Origin of the sequence: Mesorhizobium sp. WSM4983 (assembly GCF_029625765.1) — a bacterium.
In the GTDB taxonomy this organism is placed as follows: Bacteria; Pseudomonadota; Alphaproteobacteria; order Rhizobiales; family Rhizobiaceae; genus Mesorhizobium.
Genome location: NZ_JARTVM010000004.1, coordinates 295684 through 313010, shown reverse-complemented (window position 1 = coordinate 313010; position 17327 = coordinate 295684). Strand labels below are relative to the sequence as shown.

21 protein-coding genes and 1 pseudogene are annotated in these 17327 nt (G+C 65.0%); 12 read left to right on the top strand and 10 right to left on the bottom strand.

The window, feature by feature from the left end; all coding sequences use genetic code 11:
- Positions 1 to 4: 4 nt before the first annotated feature.
- On the bottom strand, positions 5 to 724 hold the full coding sequence (locus P9254_RS15535; RefSeq protein ID WP_066998395.1) for a Crp/Fnr family transcriptional regulator: 720 nt from the start codon (positions 722 to 724) through the stop codon (positions 5 to 7).
- Positions 725 to 898: 174 nt separating this feature from the next.
- Here P9254_RS15535 and P9254_RS15530 point away from each other — a divergent pair, with 174 nt between their 5' ends.
- Together P9254_RS15530 and P9254_RS15525 are read left to right on the top strand one after the other, a co-directional pair.
- On the top strand, positions 899 to 1132 hold the full coding sequence (locus P9254_RS15530; RefSeq protein ID WP_278056865.1) for a DUF6894 family protein: 234 nt from the start codon (positions 899 to 901) through the stop codon (positions 1130 to 1132).
- Between the two features lie 81 nt (positions 1133 to 1213).
- On the top strand, positions 1214 to 2125 hold the full coding sequence (locus P9254_RS15525) for an alpha/beta fold hydrolase (protein ID WP_278056863.1): 912 nt from the start codon (positions 1214 to 1216) through the stop codon (positions 2123 to 2125).
- Here P9254_RS15525 and P9254_RS15520 read toward each other — a convergent pair.
- Positions 2113 to 2346: a hypothetical protein gene (locus tag P9254_RS15520; RefSeq protein ID WP_067322613.1), complete on the bottom strand. Its 234-nt coding sequence runs from the start codon at positions 2344 to 2346 to the stop codon at positions 2113 to 2115. The two genes, P9254_RS15525 and P9254_RS15520, sit on opposite strands and share 13 nt — an antisense overlap.
- Before the next feature lie 415 nt (positions 2347 to 2761).
- On the opposite strand from P9254_RS15520, the gene P9254_RS29075 reads away from it, so the two are divergent.
- From P9254_RS29075 to P9254_RS15495, 5 genes are all read left to right on the top strand, one after another.
- The gene (locus P9254_RS29075) at positions 2762 to 2971 is read left to right on the top strand and encodes a KGG domain-containing protein (RefSeq protein ID WP_442920317.1); all 210 of its coding nucleotides are present in this window, start codon (positions 2762 to 2764) and stop codon (positions 2969 to 2971) included.
- Between the two features lie 136 nt (positions 2972 to 3107).
- The gene (locus P9254_RS15510; RefSeq protein WP_066998406.1) at positions 3108 to 3605 is read left to right on the top strand and encodes a hypothetical protein; all 498 of its coding nucleotides are present in this window, start codon (positions 3108 to 3110) and stop codon (positions 3603 to 3605) included.
- 116 nt (positions 3606 to 3721) lie between these two features.
- A complete protein-coding gene (locus P9254_RS15505) occupies positions 3722 to 3934 on the top strand; it encodes a hypothetical protein (RefSeq protein WP_066998409.1) in 213 nt (70 codons plus the stop codon).
- Positions 3935 to 3959: 25 nt separating this feature from the next.
- A complete protein-coding gene (locus P9254_RS15500) occupies positions 3960 to 4160 on the top strand; it encodes a hypothetical protein (RefSeq protein ID WP_067322603.1) in 201 nt (66 codons plus the stop codon).
- A 33-nt stretch (positions 4161 to 4193) separates the two neighbouring features.
- The gene (locus P9254_RS15495) at positions 4194 to 4514 is read left to right on the top strand and encodes a plasmid stabilization protein (protein WP_127214958.1); all 321 of its coding nucleotides are present in this window, start codon (positions 4194 to 4196) and stop codon (positions 4512 to 4514) included.
- A 169-nt stretch (positions 4515 to 4683) separates the two neighbouring features.
- Here P9254_RS15495 and P9254_RS15490 read toward each other — a convergent pair whose 3' ends face one another.
- Positions 4684 to 5142: an Lrp/AsnC family transcriptional regulator gene (locus tag P9254_RS15490; RefSeq protein WP_095778267.1), complete on the bottom strand. Its 459-nt coding sequence runs from the start codon at positions 5140 to 5142 to the stop codon at positions 4684 to 4686.
- A 170-nt stretch (positions 5143 to 5312) separates the two neighbouring features.
- Here P9254_RS15490 and P9254_RS15485 point away from each other — a divergent pair, with 170 nt between their 5' ends.
- Together P9254_RS15485 and P9254_RS15480 are read left to right on the top strand one after the other, a co-directional pair.
- A complete protein-coding gene (locus tag P9254_RS15485) occupies positions 5313 to 6053 on the top strand; it encodes an AzlC family ABC transporter permease (RefSeq protein ID WP_278056859.1) in 741 nt (246 codons plus the stop codon).
- Positions 6050 to 6349 carry an AzlD family protein gene (locus P9254_RS15480; RefSeq protein WP_067322590.1) on the top strand — a complete coding sequence of 100 codons (300 nt, stop codon included), beginning with the start codon at positions 6050 to 6052 and terminating at the stop codon, positions 6347 to 6349. The genes P9254_RS15485 and P9254_RS15480 overlap by 4 nt, the downstream gene beginning before the upstream one ends.
- Before the next feature lie 279 nt (positions 6350 to 6628).
- On the opposite strand, the gene P9254_RS15475 is transcribed toward P9254_RS15480, so the two are convergent.
- The 5 genes from P9254_RS15475 to P9254_RS15455 form a co-directional block, all read right to left on the bottom strand.
- Positions 6629 to 8731 carry an EAL domain-containing protein gene (locus P9254_RS15475; protein ID WP_278056857.1) on the bottom strand — a complete coding sequence of 701 codons (2103 nt, stop codon included), beginning with the start codon at positions 8729 to 8731 and terminating at the stop codon, positions 6629 to 6631.
- 342 nt (positions 8732 to 9073) lie between these two features.
- On the bottom strand, positions 9074 to 10231 hold the full coding sequence (locus P9254_RS15470) for a M20 aminoacylase family protein (RefSeq protein ID WP_278056856.1): 1158 nt from the start codon (positions 10229 to 10231) through the stop codon (positions 9074 to 9076).
- A 95-nt stretch (positions 10232 to 10326) separates the two neighbouring features.
- Entirely contained in the window at positions 10327 to 11523 is a 1197-nt protein-coding gene (locus P9254_RS15465) for a diaminopropionate ammonia-lyase (protein WP_278056855.1), read from the bottom strand.
- A gap of 202 nt (positions 11524 to 11725) precedes the next feature.
- Positions 11726 to 12961, bottom strand: a complete 1236-nt coding sequence (locus P9254_RS15460; protein WP_278056854.1) for a Zn-dependent hydrolase — start codon at positions 12959 to 12961, stop codon at positions 11726 to 11728.
- Positions 12958 to 14160: a diaminopropionate ammonia-lyase gene (locus P9254_RS15455; RefSeq protein ID WP_278056853.1), complete on the bottom strand. Its 1203-nt coding sequence runs from the start codon at positions 14158 to 14160 to the stop codon at positions 12958 to 12960. Before P9254_RS15455 ends, P9254_RS15460 begins: the two co-directional genes overlap by 4 nt.
- Positions 14161 to 14266: 106 nt before the next feature.
- Between P9254_RS15455 and P9254_RS15450 the strand changes: the two genes are divergently transcribed.
- The 3 genes and pseudogenes from P9254_RS15450 (at position 14267) to P9254_RS15440 (ending at position 15460) form a co-directional block, all read left to right on the top strand.
- Positions 14267 to 14755, top strand: a complete 489-nt coding sequence (locus P9254_RS15450; RefSeq protein WP_095801374.1) for an Lrp/AsnC family transcriptional regulator — start codon at positions 14267 to 14269, stop codon at positions 14753 to 14755.
- 88 nt (positions 14756 to 14843) lie between these two features.
- A pseudogene (locus P9254_RS15445) lies at positions 14844 to 15124 on the top strand (type II toxin-antitoxin system RelE/ParE family toxin).
- Positions 15125 to 15160: 36 nt separating this feature from the next.
- Entirely contained in the window at positions 15161 to 15460 is a 300-nt protein-coding gene (locus P9254_RS15440; protein WP_067322571.1) for a HigA family addiction module antitoxin, read from the top strand.
- Here the strand turns inward: P9254_RS15440 and P9254_RS15435 are convergent.
- Complete coding sequence (locus P9254_RS15435) at positions 15457 to 16434, bottom strand: branched-chain amino acid ABC transporter permease (RefSeq protein WP_067322567.1); 978 nt, start codon at positions 16432 to 16434, stop codon at positions 15457 to 15459. The two genes, P9254_RS15440 and P9254_RS15435, sit on opposite strands and share 4 nt — an antisense overlap.
- Position 16435: 1 nt before the next feature.
- On the bottom strand, positions 16436 to 17323 hold the full coding sequence (locus P9254_RS15430; RefSeq protein ID WP_278056849.1) for a branched-chain amino acid ABC transporter permease: 888 nt from the start codon (positions 17321 to 17323) through the stop codon (positions 16436 to 16438).
- Positions 17324 to 17327 lie beyond the last annotated feature (4 nt).

Here is a 17327-nt window from a genome sequence, read left to right as displayed (position 1 = left end):
GTTCTCACCTTGGCTCGTTCCTCATGCTGAGATAGGTCGGGTCGAATTCCGCAATGGCGACCAGGCGGTTCCAGTCGAGGATGTCGATCAGGTGGTTGGTCCAGTTGATGACGTTCATGCGGCGCAACGTGCCGATGACCCGATTCATATGGACGACGGAGAGACCGAGCACATCGGCGAGTTCGGCCTGCGAAAGCGGCAGATTGAAGCTCATGACCCGCGTCTTCTTCACGGCCTGCAGCCTGACGAAGAGTTCGCATATCAGATGCGCCAGATGCGCGGTCTTGGAGCGGCGTCCCATGGCCACGATCCATTCCCGGTGGATGGCGCCGTCCACCAGCGTGTCCAACCAGAGCAGCCTCGTCAAATGCGGGGCCTTTTCGGTGATTTCCCTCAACTTGCTGTGCTCCGCAGCGATGATATGGCAGGGCGACAGCGCGACGATGCCATGGTCCATGGTCTTCAGGAGAAAAGCGTGCAGATCGACGAAATCGCCGGCAACATGGAGCGCAGTGAACTGCCGGCCGCCGTCCTCCAGCACCTTGTAGCGCGCGGCAATCCCGTCGACGATGAGGGTGCTGAAAGTCGGCCTTGATCCTTCGGCGACGAGATCCTCGCCAGCGACGAAATACTTCTCCACCGATGTGGCGCTGGCCAGCAACGCCTTCTCGCTTTCGGAGAGAGCATCGTGCTGACCCAGGTTCAGATAAAGGGGTTCCAGCATGCGCGGCCGCCCGTTGTGATTTTGCAAGGGCCTAACGTTGCAGAGCCGGGCCGGGTTGCAGCGGACCACCACACCGCCGGCCGCCGGCAAAGCAGTCCCCGGCCAAGACGGTCCTTTGGAACCATGATCGCGCGCAGGGATTGAACGTCCAGGTTGCGGCGGATGCTTTCGCGGATGGAACGCTTCTACTTCGATTTGTACAACACCGTGCACACGCAAATGGACAGCGAGGGGCAGCTCTTCTCCTCAGCAGAAAACGCGCGAAAGGAGGCGCTCAGGATCTTGCAGGATGTCGCGCGCGACGAGATGCCGAACAGTGATAACCTCAAGATCACCATCAAAATGCGCACCGACAAGAGAGGCCAGATATTCGAGGCGTCCCTTACAGTCAAATCCGCCTGGAGCTGACCACGGAAGGCGCCAGCCGAGAGAAGCCGCGGCCCGAGCAACCATCCCGCCCGCGGCCGTTCCGCCTGTGGAGTACAAAGCATGTTCGGCGGTTTCGAAAGCGCGGAAGTCGATACGGGCGCGGCACGGACATTCATCCGGACTGCCGGCAGCGGCCCGGCGCTGCTCCTGCTGCACGGCTTCCCCGAAACGCATCTGATGTGGCGCGACGTGGCGCCGAAGCTGATCGACCGCTTTAGCGTCGTCTGCGCCGACTTGCGCGGCTACGGCAAAAGCTCCTGTCCGCCATCCGATCCGGATCATGCGCCCTACGCCAAGCGCGCCATGGCTGCCGACCTCGCGGCGCTGATGACGAAGCTCGGCTTTGGCCGCTTCATGGTTGCCGGCCACGATCGCGGTGGACGCGTTGCGTATCGCCTGGCGCTGGACCACCCGGACCGCGTCGAGAAGCTTGCCGTGCTCGACATCGTACCCACCGCCGATGTCTGGGACAGGGCCGACGCCCGGCTGGCGCTGGGCTATTGGCCCTGGTCGCTCTTGGCGCAAGCCGAGCCGCTGCCGGAGACGATCATGACGGCGGCCGCGGATGCGATCGTCGACAGCGCGTTGGCTGGCTGGGGTTCCTCGCCTGCCGCCTTTCCCGCCGAGGTCCGGCAGGCTTATGCCGAGGCCTTGCGCGATCCAGCCCACGCGCACGCCATCTGCGAGGAATACCGTGCGGCAGCGACGCTAGACCGTGAGCACGACCAGGCGGACCGCAAAGCCGGCCGGCGCATCGGCTGCCCGATGCTTGCGCTATGGAGCGGACATGGCGCGCTCGCCGAATGGTACGCGCGAGAGGGCGGTCCGCTGGCACTGTGGCGGGAGTGGGCCGACGACGTCAGCGGCGGGGTCAGCGGCGGGACGATGCCCGGCGGGCATTTCTTTCCCGAAGAAGCCCCGGCCGAGACAGCCGCAAGGCTCGGCGAGTTTTTTGCCGGCTACAGGCCGTAGGCCAGGGTGAGGTAGATCGCCGGCGCAACGATCAGGCAAAGCGCCATCACAATCACCACGGCATTGCCAAGGCGCTCGGCGCGCCTGGCGATGTCGGTGACATCGTCGTCGTCGTTGAGGAATTGGAGAATCGAGGTGTCGGCGAGGACGGAGAGGCGATTGTCGTTCGCGGGCAGGCTTTCGGGCTCTCGCAGATTGGGCTTGGCAGAAATAAAGGTCAAAACGTCGTCTCGCTTTCGAAGCCGGCCGCGCGACTTCCTGGTTCCAATGATTGTGGATGGTATTGGATGCCCGCCATTTGCGCGGAAACGGCGGGCACCCAAAACGGCGCCGACGAAGGGGACTTCGTCGACGACCGCTACCAACTCGAAGCCTCCGCTTTGGTTGCCGTCGAGGGCCCAATGCGCGAGCCACTCCGACTTCAGTCGTAGGAAAGAGACCGACCGTGGCCCCGGGCCCTGGCGCCCGCGCGGACCGGCGACGCACGACAAGGCTGTTGCGGCATGGTCGGGCTAAAAGGATTCACGAAATATTTCGTGGGGGAACATCGATCGCGGGCAGCGGTTCTCGTTACTCAAGGCGGTCGAACCTCCTTGAATCAAACCCCGAAGACCAATCCCCAACGGAGTTGCAGATATGCCTAATCAAGGCGGAACTCACCAACAGCACGTCAGAGCAGGCCAGCAGAGCCAAAAGAACCGCGACAATCAGCGCCGCGGCCAGCAGCAGGCCGAGGACCGCAACATGCGTCAGCAGGATTCAGGTCAGCACCGGGGCGGCAGCGGCAACTTCGCCGAAGACCGCGAACGTGCATCCGAAGCCGGCCGCAAGGGCGGCCAGCGCTGAGCTTTAAGCAGGCGTCCCGCGATCCCTTCGCGGGACGCCGCCCAGAACATCCAATTTGGAACTTCTTCCCCTCCCCTTGGTTCCTCCGAAACCCCGGCGGCTCGGCCGTCGGCAGGACGTTTGAACGGAGGCAACAATGTCCGTGCGCACACTTCACCCCGAACGTGTCGATGAGACACGTATGCAGGCCTATTCGACCTTCGCTCCGCTGCTCATCACCGCCCTGAGCCAGAAGCTGGCGCGCTGCCAAGGCAAGAGCGAGATGGACAAGGTCGAGGCGTCCCTCATCCGCGTCATCGAAGAAGCGGACGTCGTCACGGGAGACGTCGAGGCAATGAAGGAGTTCGCGATCGAACTCGTCGTGTCCACGCTGCGCAATGTGCGCGAGCATCCCGACGCCAAACAGGATGTGGAACAGATCGACGGCCGCCGCACGCAAGGACGCTCGGAGAACCCGGACACGCTGGAAGAACAATTGCAGTCCGGTCTCGAAGACAGTTTCCCGGCGAGTGATCCGCCCGCGGTCGTCTCCACCGCCATCAGCGGTGGCGCGAAGGACATCGTCGGCACCGACGAAGTGCTGCGCCGCCAGAAGGAAGCTGCCGAGCGCGGGCACGAAAACGAGAAGGCGTAGCCCCAGCCCCGCACGACCGCAGCCGCCCGTTTCAGGCGCCCTGCCTCATCGCGGTCGCCAGCTCGGCGAAGGAACCAGTCCTTTCGCCAAGGGTTGGTTATCGGAAGGAGAAAACGATGGATAAAAGCAAACTTCCACATCGCCCGGGCGCTGGCCGAACGGCACAAGACGCAAGGCTGCCGACCAAGGGCGGCGACGATCCGGACGTGCGGTTCCTGGCCGAGAACACCGACCTTTCACCGAAGCAGGCGCGCGAGCTGATCCGCGAGCACGGGCATGACCGCGACAAGCTGCTTGAAATCGCACGAACCATGAAGGCCGAGGGCTGACCGGCTCTCTGAAAGCGAGGCAACGATGAGCAACTCACCCCGTACGGGACGTCCAGGCACATCCGATCAATGGCCACGTTGGGAAGGTCCGAAAGCCAATCGGCCGAGAGGTTATCTGCCAGCCAAGGACGATCCCGACAAGGATCGCGACGCGGCCGGCGAGAACAACCAGGACCCCGAGCGGTCCGATCTCGGCGACGCGGTCAAAACGAAGAAGGAGCCGTAGGGCGGCTCCTCTCAGCCCAACAGGAGAAGAAAAATGCCACGCGGAGACAAATCGAAATACACCGACAAGCAGGAGCGCAAGGCCGACCATATCGCCGAGGGCTACGAAAAGCGCGGCGTCTCCGAGAAGGAAGCCGAGCGCCGGGCCTGGGCGACCGTCAACAAGGACGATGGCGGCGGCAAGAAGGCGGGCGGCTCGGGCCGTGGCAAGCACACCGGCCATCCGGCGGCGCATAAGGGCGGCAAGGCCGGCGGCCAAGCATCAAGCTCGCGCTCGGCGGCCGAGCGTTCTGCTTCCGCCAAGAAGGCGGCGGCGACGCGCAAACGCAACGCGGAGCACCACGCGCATCATTAGGCGGGAGCTTGGCGGGGGTTCGCCTTCTCCCTTGCCGGAGACCGGCGGATCCGAGACGATAGAACGAAACGAGGCGCTGGGAAACTGGCGCCTCATTGCCGCGCGGCGGTCCTTCCAGCAGCATCCGGACGCTTCGCGGCCACCTTCCCCCTCAACGGAAAAGGGAAAGCTAAAGCGGCATCTCCGAAGTCTGCTTGACCGTCTGGCTGGGCACGTCGGTCTTGACGTTCTGCACCCCCTTGATGCGACTTAAGTGCTCGGACTGGAAGCGGCGATAGTCCTCGATGCCCGCCGCCACAACCCGCACCATAGCGTCGCAATCGCCCAGCATCAGATAGCATTCCAGCACCTCGGGCAGCTTGGCCACCTCCCTGGCGAAATGCTCGATAGTGTCCTCGTCCTGCTGCTTCAGCCAGATGCGAGTGAAGAAGGTATGACCGCGACCGATCTTGGCCGGGTTGAGCACCGCGACATAGCGGTCGATGACGCCAGCCTCCTCCAGCAATTTTACGCGCCTGAGACAGGGTGACGGCGACAGGCCGACCTCTCTCGCAAGATCGTTGTTGGCCATGCGCCCGTCGCGCTGCAGGGCGCGCAGGATCCGCTTGTCGATCTCATCCAGCTTCATGGCGTCTGATTCCAATATTGGCTTAATTCTCGCTATCCAATGCCAGACCTTGGCAGAAACGGCGCATCTTCGCAACCCGATTGCGGAGCATTTCGGCTATGGTGGCCAGCGATAACCGACCATCGAGCAACCGGAGAAGGCCGCCCCGCAAGGCTGGCCGAAGAAGAGCCATGAGCGTTTCCGAGATAACCCTGGGCCACCCTCCCGCCGAAGCACGCGGCGCCGAATTCCGGCGGGGCGCCGCCGCCTCGACGCCGGTTCTGCTTGGCATTGTCCCCTACGCACTCGTGCTGGGCGCGCAGGCGGCGCAGAAGGGCTTGAGCGTCGTCGAGGTGCCGTTGATGACGGGCCTCAACTTCGCCGGCGGCTCCGAATTTGCCGCCATCCAGCTCTGGACCTCGCCGCCGCATGTGCTGTTGATCGCCGCCATCACATTGCTGGTCAACAGCCGGCATTTCCTGATGGGCGCGGCACTTGCGCCGTTCCTGCGCCACCTGCCCAAGCGCAAGGCGCTGCCCGCGCTGTTCTTGATGTGTGACGAGAGCTGGGCGCTCGGGCTCGCCGACGCGAAGCGCCGCGCGGCAGGCGGGCTGCGGCCAGCCTTCAGCCTCGCCTACTATGCGGGAACTGCCCTTCCTTTCTATCTTGCCTGGGTGATTTTCACGACCTGCGGAGCGGCGCTCGGGCCGGTGCTTGGCGACGTCGAGCGTTACGGCTTCGCCATGGCCTTTCCGGCTGTGTTCCTGGTGCTGCTGCGCGGCATGTGCAAGGGTTTTGCCGCGGCGCGCCCCTGGCTTGTCAGCCTGGTGGTGGCGGCGGCAACTTATCTGGTCGTTCCGGGCGCCTGGTACGTGGCGGCAGGCGCGCTGTCCGGGTTGGTGTCCGCCTGGCTTCTGGCAGGTGAGAAATGATCGAGCCCTGGACCGTTCTCGCCATCCTTGCCATGGCCGGCGTCACCTATTTGACGCGGATCGGCGGCTATGTCGTGCTCAGGAACCGCACGCTCAGCCCACGCGCCACCGCCGTGATGGAAGCCGCGCCTGGCTGCGTGCTGATCTCGGTGATCGCGCCCGACTTCGTGTCGAAGAATCCGGCCGACCTGGCGGCGCTCGCCATCACATTGCTCGCGGCGACAAGACTGTCGATGCTGCCGACGGTGGTCATCGGCGTGGCTTCGGCCGGGGTATTGCGGTGGGTGATGGGGTAAACGCCGGCGGCCGCCCTCTGCCATGCCGGGGCATCTCCCCAAGGAGGAGATTGGCTCTCCATCGCATCAACTGCCGTAGACCCCAATTTCGCCAGACGCGATCGAAGCGGTCTCGTCGATCCAGCCCAGATGCTTTTCCAGCGCCGGTCCAGCGGGTCGGGGTCCTGCGGGTCGATGATCGCGGGACCATTGTATCGGGCGAAAATGCCGAGCTGATCCAGGCCGAGCTGCTGTTCGATCTCGGCAATCGCGGAGGGTGCTCGCAATTTTAGCCGTGGCTTAATTTGCGACACCCACCCGGGCTTGTGGCTTCTCAGCCGCGGCCCGCGCCACGATCGCCTCCAGCGGCTCTGGCCGGTGCAGGAAATAGCCTTGGCCATAGCCGACGCCCATGCCGACGAGGATCTCCAGCGCGCTTTTCCCCTCGACCTTCTCGGCCACGACGGCGCAGCCCATCGAGCGGGCGATGCCGGCGATTGCCGAGACGATCTCGCGGTCGAAGCGGCTGTCGGCGATGTGCTGGACGAAGGAGCCGTCAATCTTGATCGCATCGATAGGAAAGCGCCGCAGATATTCGAACGAGCTCATGCCGGCGCCGAAATCGTCGAGGCTGACACGGCAATGGCGCAGCCTTGCCCGGCGCACGAATTCCTCCGCTGCGTCGAAATTGGTGACAGCCGCGGTCTCGGTGATCTCGAAGCCGATTGCAGACGGCGGCGCGCCGTTCTCGGCGATCGCCGCGTCGACGAAATCCCAAAGCTGCGGATCGGAGAGCGTCTGCGCCGACAGGTTGAAGCCGAGCGAGACGGCGCCGGAGAGCATCGCCCTGCCATGGCGCGACAGCGCCGTGCGGATGATCCAGCGGTCGAGCCGGGCGGCAAGCCCGAAGCGTTCGGCCACCGGCATGAACTCGCCCGGCAAGATCAGCTTGCCGTTGCGCGCCTCGAGCCGCGCCAGCACCTCGACATGGCGGCTGTCTTGCCAGGGCCTGCCGAGGCGATGGATCTCCTGGCCGAACAGCTTCAACCGGCTGTCCTCCATGGCATCGACCAAATCGGCGGCAAGCCGCGCTGCGTTGAGGCCGCCGGCTCCGGAAGCTGTTTCGGCCGAGAACACGGCGAAGCGGTTGCGCCCGCCGGCTTTGGCGGCGTAGCAGGCATCGTCGGCGCAGGCGAGCGCATCGGTTACCGTCGTTCGGGGATCGCGCACGAAGGCGATGCCGATGCTGGCGGCTAGCCTGCGGGACGACACGGCGGAGCCGAGATCGGCGTCGCGCACCGCGGCGAGCACGGCACGCGCCAGCCGCTGGGCGCAAGCGTCGTTGCAGTTCGGAACCAGCAGCGCGAATTCGTCGCCGCCGAGGCGCGCGGCGTGCGCCGAAGGCGGCAGGCTGGCGCGCATGCCGCCGGCGACGCTCTTCAGCGCGATATCGCCCGCGGCATGGCCGGCATAGTCGTTCAGCGCCTTGAAGTAGTCGAGGTCGACATAGAAGACGGCAAGCGGCAGCCGGTCCGCCGCGCCGATGTTTTCGGCGAGCAGCCGGTCGAAGGCCGAGCGGTTCCACAGCCCGGTCAGCGCATCGTGATGGGCGGCGTAAGCGAGCTCCTCGGCGCGCTTCGTCTCGTCGGTGATGTCGCGTACCGTGCCGAGGATCTGGCCGGCCGAGCCGGCGCCGGCGATCAAACGCACCAGCGACTCGACATGGCGGACCGAGCCGTCGCGCCGGACGATACGGTATTGCGTGGCGGTCACGCTTTTCGAGCCCGGCGGCGGCAGATGCGCGCGCTCGGTGGCCTCCTTGTCGTCCGGGTGGAGATAGGTGTGCCAGAGATCGGCCGTCACCTCGTCGGTATCGCTGACCAGGCCGAAGATCTCCCTGGTGCGCGGGTCCCAATAGCTCTTGTTGGTGCCGATATCGTAGTGCCAGATGCCGGTGCCGCTGGCGGCGAGCGCGAGCCGCAAGCGGACATTGACCTGCTCAAGCGCGGCCTCGGCCTCCTTCTGCCTGGTGATATCGGTCTGCACGCCCATCAGGCGCAGCGGCTTGCCCTCGGCATCGCGCTCGACGATGCCGCCGCGGTCAAGCACCCAGACCCAGCGGCCGTCCTTGTGCTTCAGCCGTAGTTCCGTCTCGATCGACTCGGTGTCACCAGCGATATGGCGGTCGCCGCTCGCCAGTGCTCGCTCGCAGTCGTCGGGATGAGTGAGCTTCAGCCACAGATCGGAGGTATCGAGCTCGCCCTCGGCATAACCCAGCATCTTCCACCAGGTCGGCGAATAGTAGCAATCGCCCGTCGGGAGATTCCAGTCCCATAGGCCGAGCTGGGCGCGATCGAGCGCCAGCGCCCAGAATTCGCCGTTGCGTTTGGTGTCGTCCGCCATGCCCTCGTTCTTGCCGTCCCCGTTCGGGCATAGTGCATGAAAGCTGACAAAAAAGGGTTACTGGGGTGAAGCTGCCAATCTCCCCGCTTTTTGGAGGAAAGGTCCGGCAGAACAGGGGGGCGCGAAGGATCGCGGCCCATCTGCTTCGTCATCCGAGGGCGAAGCAAGGAGCGAAGCGACGCGCGCAGACCCTGGGATTCATGCCGTTACGCTAAAGCGTTGCAACAGCTACAGTATTCTGCGCTGCCGAACTCTACGCCAAAGGTCATCGAATGGATCCTCGGGTCAAGCTCGAGGATGACGAAGCAGAAGCTCCGCCGCTTTCGCCAATCGCAGACGCCCTTACCCCGCCGCCAGCCTTCGCCGCACCACCGCCGCGTGGAAACGCGCGCCATGCAGCAGGCCTTCATCGTTGAAATCGTAGGCCGGGTTGTGCAGCGGGGCGGAATTGCCGTTGCCGGGGAAGACGAAACAGCCGGGCACTTCGGTGAGGAAGCGGGCGAAATCCTCCGAGGCGGTCATCGGCTCGGCGGCGATGCCGACGGCATCGCCGGCCAGCACCGTTCGGGCCGCAGCAAGCGCCTCATTCACCAGCGCCGCGTCGTTGATCAAGGGCACGAACTCGCGCGTGTAAGTGACCTCAGCCGCTACGTTATAGGCCTGCGCCGTGCCTTCGGCGATGCCGCGCATCTCCTTCTCGATCGCCGCGCTCACCTCGGGCCGGAAACTGCGACAGTCGCCAAGGATGCGGGCGAGGCCGGGCAGCGCGTTGCGGGTGCCGTCGGTGATGAGCTCGGTGACCGAGACGACGCCGATATCGACGGGGCTCAGGCGTCGCGAGACGATGGTCTGCAGGTTGACGACCAGCGCGCAGGCGGCAATCAGCGTCTCGCGAGCGTCGTGCGGCCTGGCGGCGTGGCCGCCCAAGCCTTTCAGCACGATCTCGAAATTGTCCTCGGCCGACATGATCGGACCGCTCCGGGTCTCGAAGTGGCCGATGGGCAAGCCCGGCATATTGTGCAGCCCGAAGATTTCCTCGAAGGGAAAGCGTTCGATGAGCCCGTCTTCGATCATCGCAAGCGCGCCCCTGCCCCACTCCTCGGCCGGCTGGAAGATGAACCGCACCGTGCCGTCGAAGCCCCCTTCTTCCGCCAGCAGCTTCGCCGCGCCGAGCAGCATGGCGGTGTGGCCGTCATGGCCGCACGCATGCATGGTGCCGGGCGTCTGCGAGGTCCAGGCTCGCGTCCCTTGCTCGGCGATGCGCAGCGCATCCATGTCGGCGCGCAGCGCAATCGCGCGATTGCCGCTGCCCCTGGCCAGCGTGCCGACAACGCCGGTGCCGCCGATGCCTTCCGCGACTTCGAGCCCGAAGGCGCGAAGCTTCTCCGCCACGAAGGCGGCGGTGCTCTTTTCCTCGAAGCCGAATTCCGGGTGGGCGTGGAGGTCGCGCCGCCAGGCCGTCATCGCGCGATGCAGCTGCTGCTGGTCGAGGTCAGCCATCTTCTCTTTCCCCAGCGCTCGTTCCAGGCGAGTCTTCCCGAAGTTGCGCTTCATTTCCATCGATTCCGGGGGGAAGCCCGCTTTCCTGAAAATCTTCAGGCGATCTGCAGCTCCAGCTCCCGCGGCACCGCCCCGACCAGCTCGGTGTAACGGCCGGCGTCGGTCGCGCCTTCCGAATTGATGACGAGGACACGCGACGTCGCATCGAGCCCGAGAGCCGCGCGCATGCCCTTGTCTCCGGCTGCGCGGATCAGCCCGGCAAGCCCCGCGCCGCCGCTCTCGCCGGAAACGATGGCCGGATCGTTGTCCAAGGGCCGGGCCAGCCGGTTCATCACCGCGACCGCGTCGTCTTCGTCGACGGTCATGAAGGCATCGCCGACGCGGGCCAGCACCCGCCAGGCGATCAGGGACGGCTCGGCGCATTCCAGCATCGCCATCACCGTCGACTGCTGAGGCGCGATCGTTACGGGACGGCCGGCCTCCATCGAGGCGTAGACGCAAGCCGAGCGCCTCGGCTCGACCACCACGGCCTTCGGCCGCCGCTCGCCGAGCAGAATCGCCATATAGCCCGCAAGCGCCGCCGCAAAGCCGCCGACGCCGGCCTGCAGGAAGACGTGCGTGGGCGGTTCGGCCATATGCCGCAGCGCCTCGCGCACGATCACGGTGTAGCCCTGCATGACAAGCCCCGGAATGCGCTCGTAGCCGCGCCAGGAGGTGTTGGAGACGATCTTCCAGCCGCGCTCGGCGCCGACCCGGGCGACCTCGCGGACCGCATGATCATAACCGCCCTCGACCTGCACGATCTCGGCGCCGAAGCGGGCGATGGCCGCCACGCGCTCGGCGCTGACGCCGGCATGGACGTAGATGACCGAACGCGCGCCGACGAGGCCCGCCCCCTGCGCGACCGATCGGCCATGGTTGCCATCGGTGGCGCAGCAGAAGGTCATCTGGCCGGCGATAGCGCGCAGCTTCGGATCGTTGATTTCGCAGATATCGACTTCGCGACCGAAGCGCTTGCCGGCCTCTTCCAGCACCAGCCGCATGACGGCATAGGCGCCGCCCAGCGCCTTGAAGCTGCCAAGGCCAAGACGCTGGCCCTCGTCCTTGACATGCAGTGCTGCGATGCCGAGGCCATTGGCGAGCGCCGGCAAGGCATAGAGAGGCGTTTCGGCATGATCGTCGCGAGCCCTGAGATAATGCTCGGCCCGGTCGGCGCCCGCCAGGCCGAGGGCCTCGGCGTCGGCCGGCACCAGCGGCTGGTTGTGTTCGGGGCGCTGGTTGATGAGCAGCATGCTATTCTTTCTTCGATACACTGAACTTTTTTGACGCGCGCGAGAATCGCGCTCCCTGATCTGGCTAGTGATTGAAGTTTGTTTCGATCAGATGTCGCCGGATTCCCGCCTTGGTGGCACGCAACGTTTCGAGATGACTATTTTTGGTGGTGTTTCGCCTTGGCGGCACCTGCCGTCGACAACATACCGTTTGGTTCCGCGATCAGTCGGCTGCCAGCCGGGCGGCGACGCCAAGCAGGACATTGGCGCCCGCAACCAGTTCGTCGGCGGCGGTGAACTCGTCCGGGCTGTGGCTGATGCCGCCCCGGCTCGGCACGAAGATCATCGCGGACGGCGCAATGCGGGCAATCATCTGCGCGTCGTGCCCCGCGCCCGACGTCATGCGCCGGCAGGAGAGGCCGGCGGCTCTGGCGCCATCCTCGATCAGCGAGACGATGCCGGCATCGAACGTCACCGGCTCGAAGCGCGCCAGGCTTTCGGCATGGATGGTGACGCCGGCGCTTGCGGCAAGGTCGTCCAGGAAGGCGGCGAGCGCCGCTTCCGCTTCGCGAAGATGCATTTCGTTCGGATCGCGAAGGTCGATGGTGAAGATTGCCCGCGACGGGATGACGTTGATGGCGTTTGGCTCGAAAGCGATGGTGCCGACGGTGGCGACCGTGGGCGTCGGCGAGGCGCTGGCTCGGTCAGCGAGGAAGCTGATCACCCGCGCGGCGGCGACGCCGGCATCCTGGCGCATCGACATCGGCGTGGTGCCGGCATGGTTGGCCACGCCGTCGATGGTTATGCGCTGCCAGGAAATGCCCTGCAGGTTCTCGACCGCGCCGATGGCGATGCCCTCGCGCTCCAGCACCGGCCCCTGTTCGACATGCAGCTCGACATAGACATGCGGCTTGAGGAAGCCGGGCTGATGTCGGCCGGCATAGCCGATGCGCTCCAACTCCTTGCCCAGCACCGAGCCGTCGGTGCCGATCGAGGCCAGCGCCTCTTCGATATCCCGGCCGCCGGCAAAGACCAGCGAGCCCATCATATCAGGCGAATAGCGCACGCCCTCCTCGTTGGTGAAGGCGGCGACCACAAGCGGGCGCGCCGGCGCGAATCCTGCCTCCTTCAGGCTCTCGATCGCTTCGAGGCCGGCAAGCACGCCGTAGCAGCCGTCATAGATGCCGGCGTCGATCACCGTGTCGATGTGCGAGCCAAGCATCACCGGTTCCTGGCCGGCATCGGCGTCGCCCTGCCAGATGCCGAAGATGTTGCCGATGCGATCGATGGCGACGTCGAGCCCTGCCTCTTCCAGCCAACCGACAAGGCGGTCGCGGCCAAGCTTGTCCATGTCGGAGGCGGCGACGCGGACGAGCCGGCCCTGCGTATCGCGACCGAGGCTGCCGAGCTCCTCGATACGGCCAAGCAGACGGTCGGCATTGATCGTCAGACTGCTCATGCCGGCTGCCTCGCAAGCGCAACCTCGTCCGGCGCCATCCCGACCAGCTCGGCATAGCGGCCGGGGTCGGTCGCGCCTTCGGAGTTGATGATGAGCACGCGCGACTGGGCATCGAGGCCGAGAGCCCCGCGCATCTTCTTGTCGCCGGCAGCGCGGATCAGCCCGGCGAGCCCTGCCCCGCCGCTCTCGCCGGAAACGATCGCCGGATCAGTGCCTGAAGGCCGCGCCAGGCGGTTCATCACCGAAACCGCGTCTTCCTCGTCCACGGTCATGAAAGCGTCGCCAAGCCGCGACAGCACGCGCCAGGCTACGAGCGACGGTTCATAACACTCGAGCATCGCCATCACCGTGGGCTTGCTGTGCGCAATCGCGATTGGACGCCCCGCCTTCGCGGTGGCGTAGACGCACGCCGCCCGCGCGGGCTCGACCACGATTGCCGTCGGGCGATCTTCGCCAAGCACGATGGCGAAATGGCCGGCCACCGCCGCCGCAAGGCCGCCGACGCCGGCCTGCAGGAAGACGTGGGTGGGCGGCTGCGGCAAGCGCCTCAGCGTTTCGCGCACGATAACGGTGTAGCCCTGCATCACCAGCCTCGGGATGCGCTCATAGCCCGGCCAGGATGTGTCGGAGACGACGGTCCAGCCGCGCTCGGCGGCGACACGGGCGGCTTCCCTGACCGACTGGTCGTAATCGCCGGCGATGCGCACGATCTCGGCGCCGAAGCGGGCAATCGCCGCGACGCGTTCGTTGCTGACGCCCGAATGGACGAAGATGACGGAGCGCGCACCGACCAGGCCGGCGCCTTGCGCTACCGAGCGTCCATGATTGCCGTCGGTCGCGCAGGCGAAGGTCATGCCCGAGGCAATCGCCTTTACGTCGGGCCCATGCAGTTCCGCAACATCGATGGCACGGCCGAGCCGTTTCCCAGCCTCTTCCAGCACCAGTCGGATGACGGCGTAGGCGCCGCCCAGCGCCTTGAAGCTGCCGAGGCCGAGGCGCTTGCCCTCATCCTTGACATACAGCGAGCCGACGCCGAGTTCGCCGGCCAGCGCCGGCAAGGCATACAGCGGCGTCTCGGCATGGTTGTCGCGTGCGGCCAGGAAGCGCTCGGCGTCGGCGGCTCCGGCGAGCCCAAGCGTCGCGGCGTCTTGTTCGGTCAGCGGCTGGCGATGGCTCGGGTGGTGGTTGAGCAGGAACATGGATCGGCTTTCTCTGTCTTGTTGGCTGAAATTTATTGCAAGTCCAGTGAGAAAGGCGCTCTGTTTCGGCACCTGAAATGCAAGTTTGTTTCGTTCAGATGCTGTCATGTCCATTTTGCCCGACCTCGACGCCTTCGACCGCGCCATCCTCGCCATCCTGCAGAAGGACAACAGCACGCCCCAGCGCATTATCGGCGAGACGGTGAACCTCTCGGCGCCGGCCGTGCAGCGGCGCATCAAGCGCATGGAGGAAATGGGCGTCATCCGCGCCAATGTCGCGCTTGTCGATCCGGCCAAGGTCGGCCATCCGATCACCATCTTCGTCGAGGTCGAGGTGGAGAGCGAGCGGGCCGAGCTGATCGACGCCGCCAAGCGCGGCTTCGCCGCGGTGCCCGAAGTACAGCAGTGCTATTACGTGACCGGCGAGGCCGACTTCATCCTGGTCGTCACCGTGGCGACGATGGCCGACTACGAGGCGCTGACCCGGCGATTGTTTTTGGAGAACAACAACGTCAGGCGGTTTCGCACGTTCGTTGCGATGGATCGGGTAAAGGTCGGGCTGGAGGTGCCGGTGGGCGCACCTCACTCAACATGATCCCTCGGGGCATTTCGTATCGCGGCATGATACTCTGCGCTTGATCTCGCAGACGTATCATGCAAAGATACGTTGCGAGGGGCAGTGGATGATACGTTCGTTCACAGACAAGACCACTGAAGCGATTCGACAGGCAAAGCTCCGAAAGGATTTCCGGCAGATCTCATTCGTGTCGCTCAGCGGAAACTGTTCATGCTGGACAACGCAGCCGAACTGGCCGACCTCAAAGTCCCACCGGGAAATCGGCTTGAAGCGCTGAAGGGCGATCGCGCCGGTCAGTACTCAATCCGTATCAACGACCAATTTCGTGTTTGCTTTCGGTGGACCGATGGAGGAGCGGACAATGTGGAGATCACCGACTACCATTAGCTAAACCAACAGCTCTGTCCGACAGGAGCGGAACCAATGATCAACCTCGATAAGCCTATTCATCCCGGCGAGATATTGCGGGCCGAGTTCCTAGAGCCACTCGACCTGAAGCCCTACACCCTGGCGAAAAAGCTTCACGTCCCACGTACCCGTATCGAGCGCCTCGCCAACGAGACCACGCCCGTTACGCCGGACACCGCTCTGCGTCTCGCCAAATTCTTTGGGACCACGCCACAGTTCTGGATGAACATGCAAGCCAGTTACGACCTGGCCGTGGAGGGCGCGTCGCTGCAGGAAGAGCTCAAGGAAATTAAACGGTTCGAGGCGGCTGCTTAAGAGCTCTTGCCGCCCTCCCTCCCCAGCAACCGCGCATAGATCTCCCCAACGATCCCGCGCCGGAAGATCAGCACGCAGACCATGAAGATCACGCCGGTCGCTATCGTCACCGGGAAGCCGGAGGTGGCAAGGGTGTTCTCGAGGCCGACGACGAGGCCGGCGCCGACCACCGGGCCGACCATGGTGCCGATGCCGCCAAGAAGCGTCATCAGGATGACCTCGCCCGACATCTGCCAGGTGACGTCGGTGAGGGTCGCGAACTGGAAGACGATCGCCTTCACCGCGCCGGCGAGGCCGGCAAGGGCCGCCGACATGACGAAGGCGGCGAGCTTGTAGCGGCCGACGGAATAGCCGAGCGAAATGGCACGGTTCTCGTTCTCGCGGATCGAGCGCAGGATCATGCCGAAGGGCGAGTTGACGATGCGCCAGATGGCGAAAAGGCCTATCAGGAAGATGGCGAGCACGAAGAAATACATGTTCATCGGCACGTTGAGGTCGAGCATGCCGAAGAGATGGCCCCGCGGCACGCCCTGGATGCCGTCCTCGCCTTCGGTGAAGGGCGCCTGCACGCAGAAGAAATAGAACATCTGCGCCATCGCCAGCGTGATCATGGCGAAATAGATGCCTTGCCGGCGGATGGCGAGGAAGCCGACGACGAGGCCCATGCCTGCCGCGCCCGCAGCGCCGAGCAGGATGCCGGCCTCGGGCGGCCAGCCCCAGGCTTTCACGGCATAGGCGCAGAAATAGGCGGCGCCGCCAAAGAAGGCGGCGTGGCCGAAGGAAAGCAGCCCGGTGTAGCCGAGGAGCAGGTTGAAGGCGCAGGCGAACAGCGCGAAGCACAGCATCTTCATGACGAAGATCGGGTAGATGACGAACGGGGCGGCGACGAGCGCCATGATCCCCAGCGCCACAAGCGCCCGTTCCAGCCGGACGGAGGCAGCGGCGCGCTCTGCGTGAAGGGTCGCCTCGCTCATCTTACGCGTCCCTTCCGAACAGGCCCGCGGGGCGGAGCAAAAGCACGATTGCCATGATGACGAAGACCACCAGGTTCGAGGCCTCCGGATAGAAAACTTTGGTCAGGCCCTCGGCGAGGCCGAGCATGTAGCCGGTGACGATGGCGCCGAGGATCGAGCCCATGCCGCCGACCACGACGACGGCGAAGACGACGATGATGAGGTCCGATCCCATCAGCGGGCTGACCTGGTAGACGGGCGCCGCAAGAATGCCGGCCAGCCCGGCAAGTGCTGCGCCCAGCCCATAAGTGAGCGTCAGCAGCAGCGGCACGTTGACGCCGAAAGCCTGCACCAGCTCGGAGTTCTCCGTGGCGGCGCGCAAATAGGAGCCGAGCCTGGTCTTTTCGATCAGCAGCCAGGTGCCGATGCAGACGATGAGCGAGGCCACCACCACCCAGCCGCGGTAATTGGGCAGGAACATGAAGCCGAGATTGGTGCCTCCGGCAAGCAGGGTCGGCACCGCGTAAGGATTGCCGGAGACGCCATAATAGAAGCGGAACACGCCTTCGATGACCAGCGCAAGGCCGAAGGTGAAAAGCAGGCCATAAAGCGGGTCGAGCCGGTAGAGCCGCGACAGTGCTACGCGCTCCACCACGATGCCGAACAGGCCGACGGCCAAAGGCACGATGATCAGCGCCGGCCAGTAGCCGATGCCGAGATGGACGAGCAGCAGATAGCCGATGAAGGCGCCGAACATATAGAGCGCGCCATGGGCGAAATTGATGATGCGCAAGAGCCCGAAGATGACGGCCAGCCCGAGGCTGAGCATGGCGTAAAAAGAGCCGTTGATCAGGCCGACAAGCAGTTGGCCGAGCAAGGCTTGGATGGGGATGCCGAAGATCATGGTCATTTGG

Excerpts from the sequence above, each read along its gene's own strand:
- P9254_RS15535 (WP_066998395.1), bottom strand. The coding sequence starts at position 724 with ATGCTGGAACCCCTTTATCTGAACCTGGGTCAGCACGATGCTCTCTCC.
- P9254_RS15530 (WP_278056865.1), top strand. The coding sequence starts at position 899 with ATGGAACGCTTCTACTTCGATTTGTACAACACCGTGCACACGCAAATG.
- P9254_RS15525 (WP_278056863.1), top strand. The coding sequence starts at position 1,214 with ATGTTCGGCGGTTTCGAAAGCGCGGAAGTCGATACGGGCGCGGCACGG.
- P9254_RS29075 (WP_442920317.1), top strand. The coding sequence starts at position 2,762 with ATGCCTAATCAAGGCGGAACTCACCAACAGCACGTCAGAGCAGGCCAG.
- P9254_RS15510 (WP_066998406.1), top strand. The coding sequence starts at position 3,108 with ATGTCCGTGCGCACACTTCACCCCGAACGTGTCGATGAGACACGTATG.
- P9254_RS15505 (WP_066998409.1), top strand. The coding sequence starts at position 3,722 with ATGGATAAAAGCAAACTTCCACATCGCCCGGGCGCTGGCCGAACGGCA.
- P9254_RS15500 (WP_067322603.1), top strand. The coding sequence starts at position 3,960 with ATGAGCAACTCACCCCGTACGGGACGTCCAGGCACATCCGATCAATGG.
- P9254_RS15495 (WP_127214958.1), top strand. The coding sequence starts at position 4,194 with ATGCCACGCGGAGACAAATCGAAATACACCGACAAGCAGGAGCGCAAG.
- P9254_RS15490 (WP_095778267.1), bottom strand. The coding sequence starts at position 5,142 with ATGAAGCTGGATGAGATCGACAAGCGGATCCTGCGCGCCCTGCAGCGC.
- P9254_RS15485 (WP_278056859.1), top strand. The coding sequence starts at position 5,313 with ATGAGCGTTTCCGAGATAACCCTGGGCCACCCTCCCGCCGAAGCACGC.
- P9254_RS15480 (WP_067322590.1), top strand. The coding sequence starts at position 6,050 with ATGATCGAGCCCTGGACCGTTCTCGCCATCCTTGCCATGGCCGGCGTC.
- P9254_RS15475 (WP_278056857.1), bottom strand. The coding sequence starts at position 8,731 with ATGGCGGACGACACCAAACGCAACGGCGAATTCTGGGCGCTGGCGCTC.
- P9254_RS15470 (WP_278056856.1), bottom strand. The coding sequence starts at position 10,231 with ATGGCTGACCTCGACCAGCAGCAGCTGCATCGCGCGATGACGGCCTGG.
- P9254_RS15465 (WP_278056855.1), bottom strand. The coding sequence starts at position 11,523 with ATGCTGCTCATCAACCAGCGCCCCGAACACAACCAGCCGCTGGTGCCG.
- P9254_RS15460 (WP_278056854.1), bottom strand. The coding sequence starts at position 12,961 with ATGAGCAGTCTGACGATCAATGCCGACCGTCTGCTTGGCCGTATCGAG.
- P9254_RS15455 (WP_278056853.1), bottom strand. The coding sequence starts at position 14,160 with ATGTTCCTGCTCAACCACCACCCGAGCCATCGCCAGCCGCTGACCGAA.
- P9254_RS15450 (WP_095801374.1), top strand. The coding sequence starts at position 14,267 with ATGTCCATTTTGCCCGACCTCGACGCCTTCGACCGCGCCATCCTCGCC.
- P9254_RS15440 (WP_067322571.1), top strand. The coding sequence starts at position 15,161 with ATGATCAACCTCGATAAGCCTATTCATCCCGGCGAGATATTGCGGGCC.
- P9254_RS15435 (WP_067322567.1), bottom strand. The coding sequence starts at position 16,434 with ATGAGCGAGGCGACCCTTCACGCAGAGCGCGCCGCTGCCTCCGTCCGG.
- P9254_RS15430 (WP_278056849.1), bottom strand. The coding sequence starts at position 17,323 with ATGACCATGATCTTCGGCATCCCCATCCAAGCCTTGCTCGGCCAACTG.